Origin of the sequence: Pseudomonas graminis, from assembly GCF_013201545.1 — a bacterium.
Classification (GTDB): domain Bacteria; phylum Pseudomonadota; class Gammaproteobacteria; order Pseudomonadales; family Pseudomonadaceae; genus Aquipseudomonas.
In genome coordinates this window covers 3500712-3518865 of record NZ_CP053746.1, presented here as the reverse complement: position 1 = coordinate 3518865, position 18154 = coordinate 3500712, and the positions used below count along the sequence as shown (strand labels likewise).

The 18154-nt window shown below is 62.2% G+C and carries 14 protein-coding genes; 7 read left to right on the top strand and 7 right to left on the bottom strand.

The window, feature by feature from the left end; translation table 11 throughout:
- Positions 1–189: 189 nt before the first annotated feature.
- Complete coding sequence (locus tag FX982_RS15655) at positions 190–1662, bottom strand: mechanosensitive ion channel domain-containing protein (protein WP_172611540.1); 1473 nt, start codon at positions 1660–1662, stop codon at positions 190–192.
- Between the two features lie 91 nt (positions 1663–1753).
- Entirely contained in the window at positions 1754–2515 is a 762-nt protein-coding gene (locus FX982_RS15650; RefSeq protein WP_172611539.1) for an SDR family oxidoreductase, read from the bottom strand.
- 267 nt (positions 2516–2782) lie between these two features.
- Between FX982_RS15650 and FX982_RS15645 the strand changes: the two genes are divergently transcribed.
- The 3 genes from FX982_RS15645 to FX982_RS15635 all read left to right on the top strand — a co-directional run bounded on the left by FX982_RS15645 (position 2783) and on the right by FX982_RS15635 (position 5929).
- Positions 2783–3787, top strand: coding sequence for an NADP-dependent oxidoreductase (locus FX982_RS15645; protein WP_172611538.1), 1005 nt, complete (start codon positions 2783–2785; stop codon positions 3785–3787).
- 136 nt (positions 3788–3923) lie between these two features.
- Positions 3924–5267 carry a CDP-diacylglycerol--serine O-phosphatidyltransferase gene (pssA, locus tag FX982_RS15640; RefSeq protein WP_122624121.1) on the top strand — a complete coding sequence of 448 codons (1344 nt, stop codon included), beginning with the start codon at positions 3924–3926 and terminating at the stop codon, positions 5265–5267.
- 5 nt (positions 5268–5272) lie between these two features.
- Positions 5273–5929: a TetR/AcrR family transcriptional regulator gene (locus FX982_RS15635; RefSeq protein ID WP_122535128.1), complete on the top strand. Its 657-nt coding sequence runs from the start codon at positions 5273–5275 to the stop codon at positions 5927–5929.
- 229 nt (positions 5930–6158) lie between these two features.
- On the opposite strand, the gene FX982_RS15630 is transcribed toward FX982_RS15635, so the two are convergent.
- The 4 genes from FX982_RS15630 to FX982_RS15615 form a co-directional block, all read right to left on the bottom strand.
- Positions 6159–9740 carry a molybdopterin cofactor-binding domain-containing protein gene (locus tag FX982_RS15630; RefSeq protein WP_172611537.1) on the bottom strand — a complete coding sequence of 1194 codons (3582 nt, stop codon included), beginning with the start codon at positions 9738–9740 and terminating at the stop codon, positions 6159–6161.
- Entirely contained in the window at positions 9737–10255 is a 519-nt protein-coding gene (locus FX982_RS15625; RefSeq protein ID WP_172611536.1) for a (2Fe-2S)-binding protein, read from the bottom strand. The genes FX982_RS15630 and FX982_RS15625 overlap by 4 nt, the downstream gene beginning before the upstream one ends.
- Before the next feature lie 139 nt (positions 10256–10394).
- Positions 10395–10853 carry a MarR family winged helix-turn-helix transcriptional regulator gene (locus FX982_RS15620; RefSeq protein WP_172611535.1) on the bottom strand — a complete coding sequence of 153 codons (459 nt, stop codon included), beginning with the start codon at positions 10851–10853 and terminating at the stop codon, positions 10395–10397.
- Positions 10854–11081: 228 nt separating this feature from the next.
- Complete coding sequence (locus FX982_RS15615) at positions 11082–12131, bottom strand: 2,5-dihydroxypyridine 5,6-dioxygenase (RefSeq protein ID WP_172611534.1); 1050 nt, start codon at positions 12129–12131, stop codon at positions 11082–11084.
- Positions 12132–12475: 344 nt separating this feature from the next.
- Here FX982_RS15615 and FX982_RS15610 point away from each other — a divergent pair, with 344 nt between their 5' ends.
- From FX982_RS15610 to FX982_RS15595, 4 genes are all read left to right on the top strand, one after another.
- Positions 12476–13624, top strand: coding sequence for an FAD-dependent monooxygenase (locus FX982_RS15610; RefSeq protein ID WP_172611533.1), 1149 nt, complete (start codon positions 12476–12478; stop codon positions 13622–13624).
- Positions 13621–14439: an alpha/beta fold hydrolase gene (locus tag FX982_RS15605; RefSeq protein WP_172611532.1), complete on the top strand. Its 819-nt coding sequence runs from the start codon at positions 13621–13623 to the stop codon at positions 14437–14439. Before FX982_RS15610 ends, FX982_RS15605 begins: the two co-directional genes overlap by 4 nt.
- A gap of 35 nt (positions 14440–14474) precedes the next feature.
- On the top strand, positions 14475–15122 hold the full coding sequence (locus FX982_RS15600) for an N-carbamoylsarcosine amidohydrolase (protein ID WP_122624115.1): 648 nt from the start codon (positions 14475–14477) through the stop codon (positions 15120–15122).
- Positions 15123–15283: 161 nt separating this feature from the next.
- Positions 15284–16597, top strand: a complete 1314-nt coding sequence (locus FX982_RS15595) for an MFS transporter (protein WP_172611531.1) — start codon at positions 15284–15286, stop codon at positions 16595–16597.
- Positions 16598–16687: 90 nt separating this feature from the next.
- Here FX982_RS15595 and FX982_RS15590 read toward each other — a convergent pair whose 3' ends face one another.
- The gene (locus FX982_RS15590) at positions 16688–17665 is read right to left on the bottom strand and encodes an aldo/keto reductase (protein ID WP_172611530.1); all 978 of its coding nucleotides are present in this window, start codon (positions 17663–17665) and stop codon (positions 16688–16690) included.
- Positions 17666–18154 lie beyond the last annotated feature (489 nt).

The window sequence follows — 18154 nt, the reverse complement described above, 5'->3', positions numbered from 1 at the left end:
TCCCAAGGAATAGGCATGATCATTCCCTTGGGAGCAAGTGTCTTTAGACGAGTCGAATTCAGGTCAGCCAGCGGACAGACCCAAGCGCCCAAGGCATAGCTCAGGTCAAGCGTTCAGCAGCGTCTAAGGTACGCCTCGGGGTGTCGGTTGCCTGGGAGAGTTTTACCTCTCGATAACCCGCTCTCTTTTTCAGCGCTTCTTGTCATCAGATCCCGGGCCCCGCGTCACCTCAAACCGCCTCACATTCTTGCGCAACCAACCCAGAAACCCATTGGCATCCGCCACCACCGGCTTGGCCTCCAGCATCGCCGCCCTCGCCTTCGCACGAAACTTAGCCAACCCTGCCAGCGCCCCAACCAATTCCGGATGCTCCGCCAACCACGGCTCCAGATCGGCCTTGTCGATCCGGTAAATCATGCAGTCGGTGTACGCACAAAAGCGCCCAAGCGTCGGTGCTCCATCAACAAACCCACTCTCACCCAGCAACTCCCCCGGCCCCATGCGCCCTACTTCAAGCCAGCCGTCCGGCCTTTGCAGCGACACTGAAACGACGCCTGACTCGATGATAAACAGCGCATCAGGCACCACGCCCTCGGCCAGCACGATGTCTTTCGCCGGATAAGCGCCCAGGCGCATGTGCTGTTCCAGTTGCGCGCGGTCGGCGTCGCTGAGCATGCGCAGCGCATTCACGGTATTCAGTACGGCAGACTGCCGCGTGGCAGGGCGTTGCTGGTCCTGGCGGGTTTCGGTGGACGCCAGTTGTCGGTGAATCAGGTCGAACAACTGGTTGCGCACCGCTGAACTTCGGTCCCGGGATTTCACGTAGCCGGTGACCTGGTATTCGGCGATGCGCAGGCCGGACTTGACCACCACTGCCGATGGCGCGGGCTGGGCCAGTAATTCGCGGCAGCCGAGCAGCGCTTTCTCCAGGGAGTCCAGCACCAGGCTGGGTCGCAGGCGGGTCGACAGTTCGATGGACAGGGTGACCGAATGGAAATGGTCCGGCCGGCTGAAGTTGACGATGCGGGTCTTGGCGGCCATGGCGTTGGGGATCACCGCCATGCTGCCCTCGGAGGTCAGCAGGTGGGTGGAGCGCCAGTCGATTTCGATGACTTTGCCTTCGATGTCGTCGACGCGAATCCAGTCGTCCACCCGAAACGGCTTGGTCGCATTGAGGACGATGCCGGAGAACACATCGCCCAGGGTGCTTTGTACGGCGAGCCCCAGGATGATCGCCACGGCGCCTGAGGTCGCCAGCAGCCCTTTGACCGGCATGTCGAGCACGTAAGCGGCCGCCGCCACGGTTGCAACAAGGAAGATGATCGCGCCCATGACGTCTTGCAGCAGATGGCCCTTGCCGCCGATGCGCGGCTCCATGACCACCACGGCGAGCACGGTCAGGGTTCGCGCGCCGTAGAGCCACCAGGCGATGGTCAGAATGGTCGCCAGCACATGTCGCGGAACGGACCAGTCGGCGGGCACCGGATACAGCGGACTTAGCCCGCCATCAAGCAGCGCCATGCTGAACAGCACAAACAGCACCAGCCGGCACACCAGCTTGCGCCGGCGCCAGCGCGGGTGCAGCCACTGCCAGAGCGTGAGGTCGATGACCAGCAGCACGGCAGCGCTGATCAACGGATAGGCGAACCACAAATGATCCATCGACATTCCCTGAGGGTGGACAGCCCGTGGAGCTTAGCTGAATACCTCGCCGGAAGTGCCGGTCTGCTTTTCGCTGAAACGGTCTGGCCGATCAGAACGCCGTGACGCCCCCGTCCACCGCCAGCGAGTGCCCGGTAGTGAACGCGGCGCCGTCGCTGCACAGGTAGAGCACGGCGGCTGCGATTTCTTCGACTTTGCCGATCCGCCCGACCGGGTGCATGGTCGCGGCGAACTCGGCCTTGCGCGGGTCGGCCTCGTGGGCGCGGCGGAACATGTCGGTGTCGATCACCGCGGGGCACACGGCGTTAACCCGGATGTGCTTCTTGGCGTATTCGATGGCGGCCGATTTGGTCAAGCCGATCACCGCGTGCTTGGACGCACTGTAGATGCTCATCTTCGGCGCCGCGCCCAGCCCGGCCACCGATGCGGTGTTGACGATTGCCCCACCACCCTGGGCCATCATCAGCGGCAGCTGGTATTTCATGCACAGCCAGACGCCCTTGACGTTGACGCCCATGATCGCGTCGAACTCGGCTTCGCTGCCTTCGGCGAGGCGGCCTTTTTCGATCTCGATGCCGGCGTTGTTGAACGCGTAATCCACGCGACTATAAGCGTCCACGGCCTGGGTCATCATCTGCTGCACCTGAGCGTCTTTGGTCACATCACACGGCAGAAACAGCGCTTCGCCGCCCGCCTGACGAATCAGCTCGGCCGTGCCCTCGCCGCCCGCGCTGTCCAGATCCACCACCAGCACTTTCAGGCCGTGTTCGGCGAAGGCTAGCGCGGTGGCTCGGCCGATGCCCGCGGCGGCGCCGGTGACCAACGCGACCTGGCCGGAAAACGTCATGCTCATGGTTTCGTCCTTTTGTACTGATTGATGGAAGGCTCGGCACAGGCCGGCGATGGGCCGCAGCTTAGCGGTCACGACACAATCAACGTCAGCACTATCAAAAGGCCGGTTGCCGGGCCATTGGTGGCGATGATGATCAGCGGAGAACGCCATCATAAGCATGGATCGACGAGCATTCCGTACAGCGGCAATCCTTGCCGTCCGGAACGTTACGGTCTATCACTGCTGCGATCCCTAAAACCTTTCAGCCACTCCAACCGAGAGCCTGCCATGACCGCCTTGAACAACCGCCAATTCCTCCTCGCGCGCCGCCCGGTCGGTGCTGCCAGCCGTGAAGATTTCACCTTCCAGACCGTGCCCGTTGCGGAGCTCGCCCCGGGACAGATCATGGTGAAAAGCGAATACCTGTCCCTGGACCCGGCCATGCGCGGCTGGATGAATGAAGGCAAGTCCTACATCGCGCCGGTCGAGCTGGGCGCGGTGATGCGCGCGCTGGGGGCGGGCAAGGTGATCGAGTCGCAACACCCGAAATTCGCGGTGGGCGATTACGTGCAGGGCGTGCTCGGCGTGCAGGATTATTTCGTCGGCGAGCCCAAGGGCTTCAACAAAGTCGATCCCAACCTCGTGCCGCTGCCGGTGTACTTGGCCGCATTGGGCATGACCGGCATGTCGGCGTACTTCGCTCTGCTGGAAGTCGGCCAGCCCAAGGCCGGGGACACCGTGGTGATTTCCGGCGCGGCCGGTGCGGTGGGCAGCATTGCCGGGCAGATCGCCAAAATCAAAGGCTGCCGGGTCATCGGCATTGCTGGCGGCAAGGAAAAGTGCCAGACCCTGATCGATGAATTCGGCTTTGACGGCGCCATTGATTACAAGAACGAAGACATCCACGCGGCGCTGAAACGCGAATGCCCGAAAGGCGTGGACGTGTATTTCGATAACGTCGGCGGCGACATCCTCGATGCGGTCCTGACCCGCCTGGCGTTGAAGGCGCGGGTGGTGATCTGCGGCGCCATCAGCCAGTACAACAACAAGGAAGCCGTCAAAGGCCCGGCCAACTACCTGTCACTGCTGGTCAACCGCGCGCGCATGGAAGGTTTCGTGGTCATGGACCATGCGGAACACTTCGCCAAGGCCGGGATGGAAATGGCCGGCTGGCTGGCCCAGGGCAAGCTGAAGAGCAAAGAGCACATCGTCGACGGCCTGGAAACTTTCCCCGAAACCCTGCAGATGCTGTTCAAGGGCGAAAACAGCGGCAAGCTGATTCTGAAGGTATGAGGTGCAGGCGAGACCGCAAGGGGTGAGCCGTCGCTGATAATCCGCTGAACAACTCACGGATAACGCTGCCAAAACCACCAGAGGGCGCACTCTGGTGTAAGCTCGTGCGCTGTTGATCCAACCCATCGAGAGGCTTATGCGGGCTCCCTTCCGACGTTCTACCCTTGCAGCGCTGCGCGGTTTTGAATCCTCCGGCACGGCGATCACGATTCTGCCGAGTGCAGCCGACTATCGGCAGACACTGCTGGCGAAGATTGCCGCCGCCACCCGGCGGATTTACATCGTTGCCCTGTACTTGCAGCAGGATGAAGCCGGCCAGGAAATGCTCGATGCGCTGTATGCCGCCAAAGCTGCGCGCCCGGAGCTGGACGTCGTGGTGCTGGTCGACTGGTTCCGTGCCCAACGCGGCCTGATCGGCGCGGGCAAGCAGGCCGGGAACTCGGCGTGGTATCAGGCGCAGAACCTGGAACACGATCAGGAGGTGCCGGTGTATGGCGTACCGGTGCAAACCCGCGAGCTGTTCGGCGTGTTGCACCTCAAGGGTTGCGTCATCGACGACTGCGTGATTTACAGCGGCGCCAGCATCAATAACGTTTATCTGCACAAACTCGGCAAATACCGGCTCGATCGTTATCACCTGATCGACAGCAAAGGCCTGGCCGACTCGTTCCAGCGTCTGGTGCAGCAGGACATTCTGCCGTCCGACGCCGTGCATCGCCTCGACCTGCCCTCGCCGCCCAGCTCTCGCAGCCTGCGCGGGGAGATTCGTCAGTTCCGCCAGCACCTCAAGCGCGCCAGCTACGACGTCAACGATGGGGTGCGTGACAACGGCGAGCTGCGTGTCATTCCGCTACTGGGCATCGGCAACAAGAATCCGCTGAGTAAAACCCTCTGCGATCTCATTGCCGCCACCGATGAGCAACTGACGCTGTGCACGCCGTACTTCAACATGCCGCTGGTGGTGAAACGCGAGATCAATCGCGCGCTGAAGCGGGGCGTGAAGGTCGACATCATCATCGGCGACAAGACCGCCAACGACTTTTTCATTTCGCCGGAGGAGCCGTTCAAGGTGATCTCCGCGCTGCCGTATCTGTATGAGATCAGCCTGCGTCGCTTCATGCAGAAGCATCAGACGGCGATCGCCAAGCACCAGTTGAATATTCATCTGTGGAAAGACGGCGACAACACCTATCACCTCAAGGGCCTGTGGTCAGATGACCGCTACACCCTGCTGACCGGCAACAACCTGAACCCTCGAGCCTTTCAGCTGGACCTGGAAAACGCCGTGCTGATCGATGACCCCAAGGGTGAATGGCTGAAGCCCCGCGCGGAAGAAATCGCGCTGCTGATGCGCAATACCCATCGGGTCGGCAAGTTCGACGAGCTCGATACCCTGAGCGAATACCCGGTGGGCGTGCGCACCTTTCTGCGCCGGGTCAGCCGGGTCCGCGTCGAGCGCCTGCTCTACCGGATTCTCTGACGACCATGGGCAAAAGCACTGGCGTTCGCGCGCAACAGGCCGATCAAACCCGCGCGCGCATTCTTCAGGCGGCGATCACGGTGTTCACCCGCGACGGCTATTCCGGCGGGCGCATCGAGAAGATCTCCGCCGAAGCCGAATCCAACGACCGGATGATTTATTACTATTTCGGCAGCAAGGAGAAGCTGTTCGTCAAAGTGCTTGAGCACACCTACGAGCAGTTCAACCGCGCCGAAAGCCTGCTGTCACTGGACCCGTCGACGCCGGTACAGACGCTGCGCCAACTGGTGGCGTTCGTCTGGGACTATTACGTCAGCCACCCGGAATTCGTCGCCATCCTCAGCATCGAAAACCTGCACAAGGGCAAGCACGCGCGCCAGTCCGGGGAGCTGCGACGCCTGTCAGGCGAAGCCGTCGGCGTGCTCAGACCGATCATCGACGCCGGTCAAGCGCAGGGTTTGTTTCGGCAGGACCTGGACATCAAGCACGTGTATTTGATGATCGCGTCGCTGTGCTACTTCTATAACTCCAACCTGCACACCCTCAGCTCGTTCCTGGGCCAGGACATGGCCGCAGAGGGCGAGCGCACGGACTGGCTGGCGTTTATTCAGGACCTGGTGATGCGGGGTGTGGCGAAGGCCCCTCAGACGCCACAAGTCTAAATTGTGGAAGCGAGCTTGCTCGCGAAGAAACCAGTACATCCGCCAGATATTTCGCGGTTGAAATGCAGTCTTCGTGAGCAAGCTCACTCCCACAAAGGCCAGTACATCCGTTAGATATTTAGCGGTTGAAATGCAGTCTTCCTGAGCAAGCTCACTCCCACGGGACCGTATTTTGCCGGGCGTCAGCGTGTTGCCTGAAGCGAGATGCCACCCAAAGAGGCTCGCCGAGTCAGTGCGTTCCGGGATTGGCTTTCAAATGCGCCACTTTCTCTGGCAACCCCGTCCACTGCCGCTCATTCGGCGCAAAGCGGCTGCGCAGGTAGGCGGCCAAATCGCTGATCTGGGTATCGGACAGGCTGTCCTTGAAGCCCGGCATGTAACCCAGATCTGCCGTCGCCGGCTTGTCGATCCCCTGCTGAATGACCTTGATCAGGTTGTCCGGCAGCGCGCTGTGGACGTTGGTATTGGTCGCCAGCGACGGGCTCACGCCAAACAACTTCGGCCCCAGACCGTCGGCATGACATCCCTGGCACGAGCCTTCGAACACTCGCTGGCCATTGCTCAACGACTGGGGCGAAACGCTCGGCTTCTCTGCCAGACGGGTCGCCGTCGCCGGACCGACATCAGCGCTGCCAGACGCAGGCTCATTCAACGCCGCGAGATACACCGCCATCGCCCGCACATCGCTCTTCGGCAGTTTCGCCAATTCCGACACCACCGGCCCCATTGGTCCCGCCGCGACACCGTGGGCATCGGAATACCCGCTGCTCAGGTAATTGAACAACTGATCCTCGGTCCACGGCGTCGGCGCTTTCGACAGGCTGTTGAGCGCCGGCGCTTCCCAGCCGTCCACCATGCCACCCGCGAGAAACGACGTGCCGCCCTTCTCCGCCCCCAGCAGATCCCGAGGTGAATGGCAGGCAGCACAATGCCCCAATCCATTGACCAGATACTGGCCGCGATTCCACTGCGCGCTTTGCTGGGGCTGCGTCTGCACCTCGCCTTTGCGCAGGTACAGCGCGTTCCAACCGGCCATCAACGGTCGCACATTGAAGGGGAAGCGCATGTCATTGGCGGGCTGCACCTGTTTCACCGGGGTTTGCGACATCAGGTACGCGTACAGCGCCTGCATGTCGGCGTCCTCGATATTTCTGAACGCCGTGTAGGGAAACGCCGGATAAAGGTGTTTGCCATCGCGACTGATGCCGTCACGCATCGCCCGCTCGAACGCTGGATACGACCAGTTACCGATGCCAGTCTCCGGGTCCGGGGTGATGTTGCTGCTATATACAGTGCCGAATGGCGTCTGCATCGCCAGCCCGCCGGCATTGCTGGCGCCATTCGGGGCGGTGTGACATACCGCGCAGTCGCCCACGGCCGCCAGTAACCGCCCGCGCTCCAGGGTCGCCGACGACCAGGTGCCCGCTGCGGGCGGCGTGATGGGCGCGATTTCCGCACGCCAGGGCAATGCGGTGGCCGCCATGCCGAGCAACGCGCCGAACGCTGCAAACAACGAACCGAACAGCCATTTCGAACGTTTGGCTGTTGGCGATTGCGGCGGTTGGCTATTGGATTGCGTGCCTGCGCTGTTCAATGCAGCAAGGATGCGCTCGGCGGTAATCGGCAGTTCGCGAAAGCGAATCCCGGTCGCGTCGTACACAGCGTTGGCAATGGCCGCTGCGCTCGGCACCGATGCCGATTCCCCGGCGCCCATGGGCGGCTCGGCCTGGCGCGGCATCATCATGACGTCGACCTTCGGCACTTCCGGGAACGTCAGAATCGGGTAGCCGCCCCACTCCTTGCTCGCCACCGTGGACTCCTCGAACGTCACTCGCTCCTTGAGCACGCGGCTGGTGGACTGGATGACGTTGCCGTGGATCTGATGCTGCACCCCGGCCGGGTTGACCATCATCCCGGCGTCATGGCCGATCACCACACGGGTTACCGACACGTCGCCGGTGTGCTTGTCGATCGCCACGTCTGCGACCCACGCCGCCCACGCCGCGCCGAAGCCGGGAAACTTGCTGTGGATGTAGCGCGCGTAGGCAAAACCGCGCCCGCGCAAGACGCCGTCTTCTTCGGGAATCTGCATAGGCTCGGTGCGCGGCGTCCAGTCAGCCCGCGCCGCCGTGGCACGAACCAATTCAGCGGCGCGCTCGTCGTGCAGATAACGCAGGCGGTATTCGACGGGGTCGACGCCGGCGGCGAACGCCAACTCATCGATGTAGGACTCGTGAGCAAACGTATTGGGAAGCGCCGACACGCCGCGCATCCACGACGCCCGCACAATCGGCGCCATGTCGTGAATGGTGACGCGCATGTGCTCGATGTCGTAGGGCGGGATCGACGTGCGATCGCCCATTTCGAACATCGTCGCCACCGGTTCCACGCGCCCGGTCAGCAGCAAGGCCAGCGTCGGCGAATTGTTCGACGGATAATGGGTGCTGAAGTCGTAACCGGCGATGCCGCCATCGGCGTTGAGCCCGCCGTCGACTTCCATCAACTGGGCGGTGCCTTTCGGCTCCCACGCGTGTTCCTGCTCGCGGGTCAGTTGCACGCGCACCGGCCGACCCACGGCGCGGGACAGCAACACGGCATCGGCGCAGACGTCGTCAGCGCAGTTGCGCCCGTAACAGCCGGCCGCCTCCATGCGGATGATGTCGATCCGTTCTTCGGGGTATTCCAGCAGCCAGGCCAGATCGGCGCGGAGCATGTGGGGGTTCTGCGTGCCGGACCAGACCCGAATGCCTTCTTCGCTGTAGTCCGCCAGCCCGCACGAAGGTCCGATGGAGCCGTGAATCTGGTAGGGCCACAGATAGGTTCGCGTCATTCGCTCGCTGGCCTGGGCCAACGCTTCTTCGACATTGCCCTGATCGAGCACCACCCGCTGAATGCTCGGGTTGTCGCGAATCGCCTGCTCGATGTTGCTCATGTCCGGCAACTGATGCTGCCACGGTTTCCAGGTGACCTTGAGCTCGCGCGCCGCCTTGGCCGCCTGCTCTTCGCGCATCGCGACGATGCCGACGAAATCGCGAATCACCACCACGCGGACGATGCCGGGAATGTGGGCGATGGAGGATTCATCTACTTCCAGCAAGCTGGTGCCGACAAAGTCGCCCGTGTCGTAACCGGCATAGGGCGGCCGTACGACACGGCCATGGAGCATGTCCGGCAGACGCATGTCGTGCACGTAGGTCAATTCGCCGGTCGCCTTGCCCGGAATGTCCACCCGGGCGGCGCCCTGCCCCACCAGCTTGTAGTCTTCCAGCCGCTTGAGTGGTGCGTTGCCGGAGATGCGCAACTCGACACGCTGATCAACCAGCAACTGGCCAAAGGTCAGTTCGCGACCGTCCTGCGCCTTGATCACGCCGCTGTCGATGACCAACGAATCCACATCGACCGACCACTGCTGCGCGGCCTGTTGCAGCAAATAGCGCCGCGCCTCGGCGGCCGCGTTGCGCAGGGGAATGGCGGAAATCTGCAGCGTGGCGCTGGCGATGGTCGCGCCCTGATTCGGCGCACGTTCGGTGTCGCCCAGGATCATCGTCACCTGATCCATTTGCAGGTCCAGCTCTTCGGCGACGATCTGCGTCAGCGAAGTGCGAATGCCGGTGCCCAGATCGACGTGGCCGTTGAAGGCGTAGACGCGGCTGTCCTGATCGATGGCAATGAACAGCCCCAATTCCACGGGCCGGACGGTGGGGGTGCCGCCTTTGGCGACCGGACCGGATGGCGGCAGGATGTCGTCGACGATCAACAGCACGCCGTTTTGGGCGAGCAACTCATCGCGCGTGGGCAAAGTCTGGGTCATTGGACGGGATCCGGGCTGGGCTGATGACGCGCGGCACGCAGGACCGCGCGGAGAATTTCCAGGTGCGTGCCGCAGCGGCACAGGTTGGCCGACAGTTCGTTGCGGATCTGCGCTTCGGTGGGGTGCGGGTTGCGGTCGAGTAACGCTTTGGCGGTCATGATCATGCCGTTCATGCAGTAGCCGCATTGCGCGGCCTGTTCGTCGATGAAGGCTTGCTGCACTGGATGCGGGCGGTCTCGCGAGCCGATGCCTTCCAGCGTCGTGATCTCACGCCCTTGTGCGCCCGTCAGCGGAAACACGCAGGAGCGTGCAGCGACGCCATCGATGATCACCGTGCAGGCGCCGCACTCGCCCAGGCCGCAGCCGTATTTGGGGCCATTAAGGTGCAGGTCGTTGCGCAGGATCAGTAACAGCGGCGTGTCAGGCATTGCCGTGACGCTCGTCGCCTGACCGTTGACGTTCAGGGTCACGGTCTTCTCTGCCGCCCGCTGTGGCTCGCTTGTGTCAGCCGTCATGTGTTACCTGCTGTACCTTGCATTTGATGAAGTGATTACTTCATGAAACGAGAGCAGGAAGCATGCCAGCGGAGAAAAGGCTGTAGGACGATGGAGTTTTCGGGAGGGAGATGACGCCTGGCGAGAGGGTCAGGCGGCGTTATTCATCGCCCTCATCGATCAGTTTGCGCAGCAGAAACAGTACAGCCACGCGTTCGGCAGGGTTGAGTTTGCTCAGGGTCAGCTCACTGATCTGCGCGGCGCGGGGCACGGTTTCCTGCACCCGTTGCAGGCCGCTGTCGGTCAGGCTGCAGATGACTTTGCGGCGATCCTGCGGGTCCGGCTCAAGACTGATCAAGTCCCGGGCTTTCAGGCGATCGACGATGCCGCGAATGGTCGCCTGATCCACCGCCGTGGCCTTGACCAGCTCGGTCTGCGAGCTGGGGCCGTGATCGCGCAGCGCGCACAGGGTCACGAACTGCACCGCCGTGAGCTGCGAATCACCGACATTCTGCTGGAAGATCGCCAAATGCCGCTGGTAGGCCTTGCGCAGCAGATGGCCGACCTGCTCGGAGAAGGTGTAGGACGGATTGTTATCGGAAGGGTGGTCAGTGGACACGGATGGCTCGTTCGACAGGATCGGAGAAATGGTGGCTACAGTAACGTTTGCGTGGCTTGAGGGGAATCTCGTTCAACCGGGCCAGAGCTAAATGGACCGGGCATCCCCGAACTGTAGGAGTGAGCTTGCTCGCGATCCCGGGGCGTCATTTACCCCTACATTGCCCGAATGAACGCGATCGCGAGCAAGCTCACTCCTACAGGTCTCACCGTCGCCTGAAGATTTGCCTCAGGCCTTTGACGCTTCGGGCGCCACCACTTCTCCCGCCAACACCACGGCCTGATCATCGAGATATATATCGCAACGACGCAGCGGGATATCCAGATGGCACGGGGTTTTGCGGGTGCCGCCGACTTCGGTATTCGGCCCTGTAGAAAACAGGAAATTGCCATAGAACGCCCGGGCGTCCATGCACATGCCGTCGTTCTTCTCGTGCAGGCCCATGGCCGTCCACTGTGCGCGCGGTTGCAGGCCCCAGCCGATGTGGGAAATGCCGTAGACCTCCGGGTCGTTGAAGTACTTCAGGTATTCGCGCAGGTACTCCGCCTCGAAACCACCGTGAATCCCGGTGATAAACCCCTTGTCGATCTCCAGCGTGATTTGCTCGCGGGAATAGGTTTTGAACGGCAGCACGATGTCGCCGACATCAATGACCAGCGTGCCCTCGGCGGTCTCTTCGTTGGGCCAGGAGAACAGAAAACCGCTGGGCCAGTGATCCCAGCGGCCCGGCTCGTCGGCGAAACCGTACTCGGTCACTGAAGGGTATTGCCCCAATTGCGCACGGAAATCGCTGCCGGCGCGGGACTTTACCTGAATCGACCGGGCCGCCTTCAGCACCTGTTCGGCGGCCAGCACCCGCTCTTTGTCCGCCACCGTTGGCAGCATCCGCGCCAGCACTTCCGGGGGTTCCACCGCCAGCAGAATCCGCGTGCCGGTCTTGAGGATCTGCTCCTGCTCCGGCGAGTGCAGCAGCATCATCGTGTCGACGATCAGGTCCGCCGCCTCAAGGGCACGTTGTGCGGCAATGTTGCCGGTCAGCGCGGTGTCGCCGCAGTAGGCGGTCATGTCGTTGCCCATGGCTTTGGGGTGATTGAACGACGGCAGCTCCACCGCATAAACCTTGGCGCCCAGGCGTTGAGCAGCGTCCATCGCGGCGCGCACCGTACGCGCATTGGAGTAGTGGCTCTTGAGCACTGCCACGCTCTGGGTCGCGTCCACTTTCGACAGTTTCAGGACGTGCTCGAACATCTGGGTCAATTCGCAATCGCTAACCGGCATCTCTTTTCTCCTCTGGGGCGGATGACGAGCCGGATGCACCATTGCAAGGCGTCGCGCATCAGACCAGTGCATTTTTTAAAGCGTACACACTTATTAAAAGCGATAAGACATCAATCCGTGCGCCGCTGCAATAGGCACGCCATTCTGTTACCCAACCACACAGACACCGGCATATATGGGTTACAGCGAGTGACATGCCTGTTTGCGACACCGCCGGCCGTTTCTGGAAATATCGGTTCACTTTTGAAAATATCAGCGTATACACTTTAAAAACCCAGCGATGCGATAGACCCTTTTCGCCTCGTCGTCATCCAGAACTCATGAAACACGAAGGAATGCGCGCCATGCCTACCACGCAAAAAATCGCCATCGTCGGATCCGGTCTGGGGGGCGCTGCGGCTGCGACGCTGTTGCAGAAAGCCGGTTTCCACGTCGACATCTACGAACAGGCCCCTGCGTTTTCACGCATCGGCGCCGGGATCCACATGGGCCCGAACATCATGAAAATCTTCCGGCGCATGGGGATCGAGCAACAGCTCAGCGACATGGGTTCGCACCCGGATTTCTGGTTCAGTCGCGACGGTGCGACCGGCGACTACCTGTCGCGCATCGCCCTGGGCGAGTTTTCACTCAAAGAATACGGCGCGGCCTACATCACCGTGCACCGTGGCGATTTGCACGCACTGCAGATGTCGACGCTGGCGCCGGGCAGCGTGCACTTCAGCAAGTGCCTGACCACCCTGGAGGAACGCGAAAACGGCGTGCGTCTGAATTTCGCCGACGGCACCCATGCCGACGCCGACATCGTGATCGGCGCCGATGGCATCAATTCCAGGATTCGCGAAGAGCTGTTGGGCCACGAGAAACCGCTGTACAGCGGCTGGGTCGCCCACCGCGCGCTGATCCCCAGCGAGGTGCTGACCAAGTACGACGTTGAGTTCGAGAACTGCGTGAAGTGGTGGAGCGAGGACCGCCACATGATGGTTTACCACACCACCGGCAAGCGCGATGAGTACTACTACGTCACTGGCGTGCCCCATGCAGCGTGGGACTTCGAGGGCAATTGGGTCGACAGCAGCCGGGACGAAATGTACGAAGCCTTCGCCGGGTATCACCCCACCGTGCAGGCCCTGATCGAGTCCACTGAAACCGTGACCAAGTGGCCGCTGCTTAACCGCAACCCACTGCCATTGTGGAGTCGCGGCCGCCTCGTTTTGCTGGGCGACGCCTGCCACCCGATGAAGCCGCACATGGCCCAGGGCGCCGGCATGGCCATCGAAGACGCCGCGATGCTCACCCGCTGCCTGCAGGAAACCGGCCTCAGCGACTACCGCACCGCGTTCCAGCTCTACGAAGCCAATCGCAAGGAGCGCGCCTCTCGCGTTCAGGCGGTTTCCAACGCCAACACCTGGCTGCGCACCCAGGAAGACCCGGCCTGGGTCTACGGTTATGACTTGTACGGCCAGGAGCTGAAATCGGGGGTGGCGGCATGAGCACCTTCATTCAGGGTGGTAACGTTCAGGCCAGCGGCATCCGTCAGCATTACCTGCGCTACGGCGGCGACATTCACTCCGGCAAACCGGCGCTTATCCTGATCCCGGGCATCACCAGCCCGGCGATCACCTGGGGGTTCGTCGCTGAACGCCTGGGCCAGTCTTTCGACACCTACGTGCTGGATGCGCGCGGTCGCGGGCTTTCTTCCACGGGGCCGGATCTGGATTACAGCGTCGACACCTGCGCCGATGACATCGGTGCGTTTGCCGCCGCCATGGGCATCGACAGCTATCACTTGGCCGGTCACTCCATGGGCGCGCGTTTTGCCGTTCGGGCTTCGATTCGTTGCCCCCAGGGCCTGAAAAGCCTGGTGCTGATTGATCCGCCGGTGTCCGGGCCGGGCCGTCGTGAATACCCGGCGAAGTTGCCGTGGTACGTCGACTCCATCCGCCAGTCGCAACAGGGCATGAGCGCCGAACACATGCGCGCGTTCTGCCCGACCTGGACAGAGGAACAACTGCAACTACGCGCCGAGTGGCTGCACACCTGCTACGAGCCCGCCATCGTCCGCGCCTTCAATGACTTCCACGACGTGGATTTCCACCAGGACCTGCCGAACCTTCCGGTCCCTGCCCTGCTCATCGTCGCTGGCCGCGGCGGCGTGATTCAGCCGGAAGACGAAGCCGAAATCCGACAGCTGCAACCGAACATCCTGATCGCGCGAGTGGAAAACGCCGGACACATGATTCCGTGGGACAACCTGCCGGGCTTCTTCGCCGCGTTCGGTGACTTTCTCGGTACGCCGCTGACCTGACGGTCCTTGCTTAAAACGATGAACAGGAGAACGCAATGACCGACCCACAAAGCGCGGACGCCAACTATCAGGGCGTCTGGGGCAATCGCATCGGTTTTGGTGCGAAACCGGCCTTGCTGATGATCGATTTCATGCAGGGCTACACCCAACCCGGCGCGCCTTTATATGCGCCCGGCGTGGTCAGTGCGGTGGCCGAAAGCGTCGAGCTGCTGGCCTGCGCGCGGGAACACGGCATCGCGGTGGTGCACACCAACATCCGCTACCACCCCACGCATTTCGCGGACGGCGGCATGTGGGTGAAAAAAGCGCCGGTGATGAAGGACATGGTCGAAGGCAACCCGCTGGCCGCGTTCTGCGAGGCCGTGCAGCCATTGCCCGAAGAGGTCGTGATCAGCAAGCAGTACGCCAGTTCGTTCTTCGGCACGTCACTGGCATCAATGCTGCACGCCCAAGGCATCGACACCGTCGTGCTGGCCGGTTGCTCCACCAGCGGCTGCATCCGGGCAACGGCGGTGGATGCCGTGCAGCATGGTTTCCGGACCATCGTGGTGCGCGAATGCGTGGGCGACCGTCACCCCGATCCCCATGAAGCGAACCTGTTCGACATCGACAGCAAGTACGGGGATGTGGTTGGTAAGCAGGAGGCTATGACGCACATGCGAGCGGCAACCGGTAAGCGATGAGCTGCAAGCTACAAGCGGTAAGCCGCAAGTGAAGAGCACGCGGTCCCCTCTTGCAGCTTGAGGCTTACCGCTTGCCGCTTCTTCCCCCATATGACAACACCGCAAACGCAGGCAAAATCAGCCGCCGCGCTCACCGGTCGTAGAACCGCCAGGAGACACCCATGCCCTCTGCGAATGTAGAAACCTCCGCGAACTTAGCCGCGGACCCGATCAAGGCGCTGTACAGCAAGATCACCTGGAAGCTCATTCCCTTCCTGTGCTTCTGCTACCTGGCCGCTTACCTGGACCGCATCAACATCGGTTTCGCCAAGCTGCAGATGCTCGACCAGCTGCACTTCAGCGAGACCGCGTTCGGGCTGGGCGCCGGGCTGTTCTTCGTCGGCTATATCCTCTTCGAAGTGCCGAGCAACCTGGTGCTGGAGAAGGTCGGCGCGAAAATCTGGATCGCGCGGATCATGATCACGTGGGGTTTGCTGTCGTCCTGCACGCTGTTCGTCAGCACGCCGACGCAGTTTTACGTGCTGCGGTTTTTGCTCGGCGCCGCTGAAGCGGGCTTTCTGCCGGGCGTGTTGTTCTACCTGACCACCTGGTTCCCGACCTATCGCCGTGGCCGCATCATCGCGTTGTTCATGATCGGCCTGCCGCTTTCCAGCGTCATCGGCGGCCCGCTGTCGGGCTGGATCATGGGCCATTTCGACCAGACCGCCGGCCTGCGCGGCTGGCAGTGGCTGTTCCTGATCGAGGGCATTCCCAGCGTGCTGCTGGGGGTGATGACGTTCTGGGCGCTGCCGAATAATCCGAAAGAAGCCAAATGGCTGAACAGCACAGAACAAACGTTGCTGGAAGGCGAACTGCGCCTGGACGATGCCGAGGGCAAAGACAGCAAGCACAGCTTTCGTGACGGCTTTTTCAATCTGAAAGTGTGGATGCTCGGCGGCATCGATTTCTCGATCCTGCTCAGCGCCTACGCCATGGGCTTCTGGATGCCGACGTTCATCAAAAACGCCGGGGTCACCGACACCTTCCACATCGGCGTGCTGACCGCATTGCCCAGCGTGGCCGCGTTGATCGGCATGCTGATGATCGGCGCCAGCTCCGACCGCCGGCGCGAACGTCGCTGGCACATCATCGTGCCGTTCTGGATCGGCGCCGTGGCCATGGCCGCCAGCCCGTTCTTCACCCATAACTTGGTCGTGACCGTCGCGCTGTTCGCCGTCGCTTCAGCCGCCATCATCGGTGCCGTGCCGGTGTTCTTCAGCCTGCCGGCCACGTTCCTCAAAGGCCGGGCGGCGGCCACAGGCTTTGCTTTGGCCTGCTCGCTGGCGAACATTGCGGGATTGGTGAGCAACTCGATGATGGGCATTGCGATCGACGTCACTGGCAGCAGCGCCGGGGCGTTGTGGTTCTTTGCCGGGTGTTTGATGTTGAGCAGCCTGCTGGTGGTGGCGTTGCCGGCGAAGCTGGTGAATAGGTAATGACGGGGCCGGTGTCGGCTAAGCCTCCTGACCGAGGACCGATTGATTGACGCTGAAGCGTTGTAAATAAATCAGCCCCCTGACGGGTGCTCACCCCACCAATGCAATCAGCTGTTGCCGCTGGGCGTCGGTGAGCAGCGGACCACGCGCAGCTTCGGCGTTTTCCTTCATGTATTTGGGATTGCCCGTACCAGGGATCGCGCACGTCACTGCCGGGTGTGAGATCAGAAACTTCAGCGCCAGCTGCGCCCAGCTCCTGGCCTGAACCTCCCCCGCCCAGCCCGGCAGCGGCGTGTTGCGCAAGCGGCCGAGCAGACCGCCGCCACCGAACGGCCGATTGCAAATCACCGCCACCCCGCGCTCGCGACAAAGCGGCAGCAGCCGTGCCTCGACGGCGCGATCGTCCAGTGCGTAATTGATCTGCAGAAAATCAAACGCCTCAGCCTTCAGCGCAGCTTCGACCTCGTCGTAGGCCGATGGGGTGTAGTGCGTGAGACCGATGTAACGAATGCGCCCTTCCTCTTTCCACTGACGCAGCGTCGGCAGGTGGGTCTTCCAGTCCAGCAGGTTATGGATCTGCATGAGGTCGATGCGCGCGGTTCGCAATAGCCGAAACGACGCTTCCATCTGGGCAATGCCTTCGTCCCGTCCTCGTGTCCAGACCTTGGTCGCCAGGAACGCTGGCGATGACGGCTGATGGATCGACAGCAACTCGCCGGTGGTTTCCTCGGCGCGGCCGTACATCGGTGAACTGTCGATCACCGTGCCGCCCGCCTGAAACAGCTGGTCGACCACGGCGGGCAGCAGTTTGTACCCGTCGCTCGCGGGTTCGACATCGAACCCGCGATAGGTGCCAAGTCCGATCATCGGCAAGGCTTCGCCGCTGGATGGAATGTCTCGCGTGAGCATGTTCCGCTCTCCTGTTTGACCGGGGGATGTGCCGGGTGGTGGGGCTTCGAATGCCTGCGCACGGCGCCCGAACGCGTCAAGAGCAAGCGCCGCCCAGGCACCTGCTGCCAGAGTGATCAGTCTTCTGCGGGTGAGCGGGCGTGGGTCGGTCACGGGCATGTCTCCGGGGCGGGCTGACGTGAACGCACAGTGGTCGACCCCACGCAGGCGGCCTCGGTTCAAGTCCGCACGACCATCTGCGCAGATCGCGGGTCTGCGCTGGAACCAAATCATTCCCCTAACTACCCGGAATGACGCAGAGCGTCTCTGGATGCATTCCCACGCGGAGCGTGGGAACGATCAAACATCAGCGCCTGGACTGGCCTCTTCCCGGCTGAAGCCGGTCCCACTAAAAGCACTGCGTGCAGTCAGTGAAACCCCCTCCCCCCGTAGGACCGGCTTTAGCCGGGAAGCTGTTGCCCTGCTTTTGCCCTGCTTTTGATCCTCGTACGCAGCAATTCCAGACGACACAAAACGCGACTTTGGTGCAGGCTGAACGCAGGTCTCGCTCCGTGGGCCGAGCGGCATGGATGCCGCGAGAGCCGCCCCCCGCCATGGATGGCGGATGGCGGCGGGCCCACGGAGCGAGACCGGAGTGAAGGAACCCTG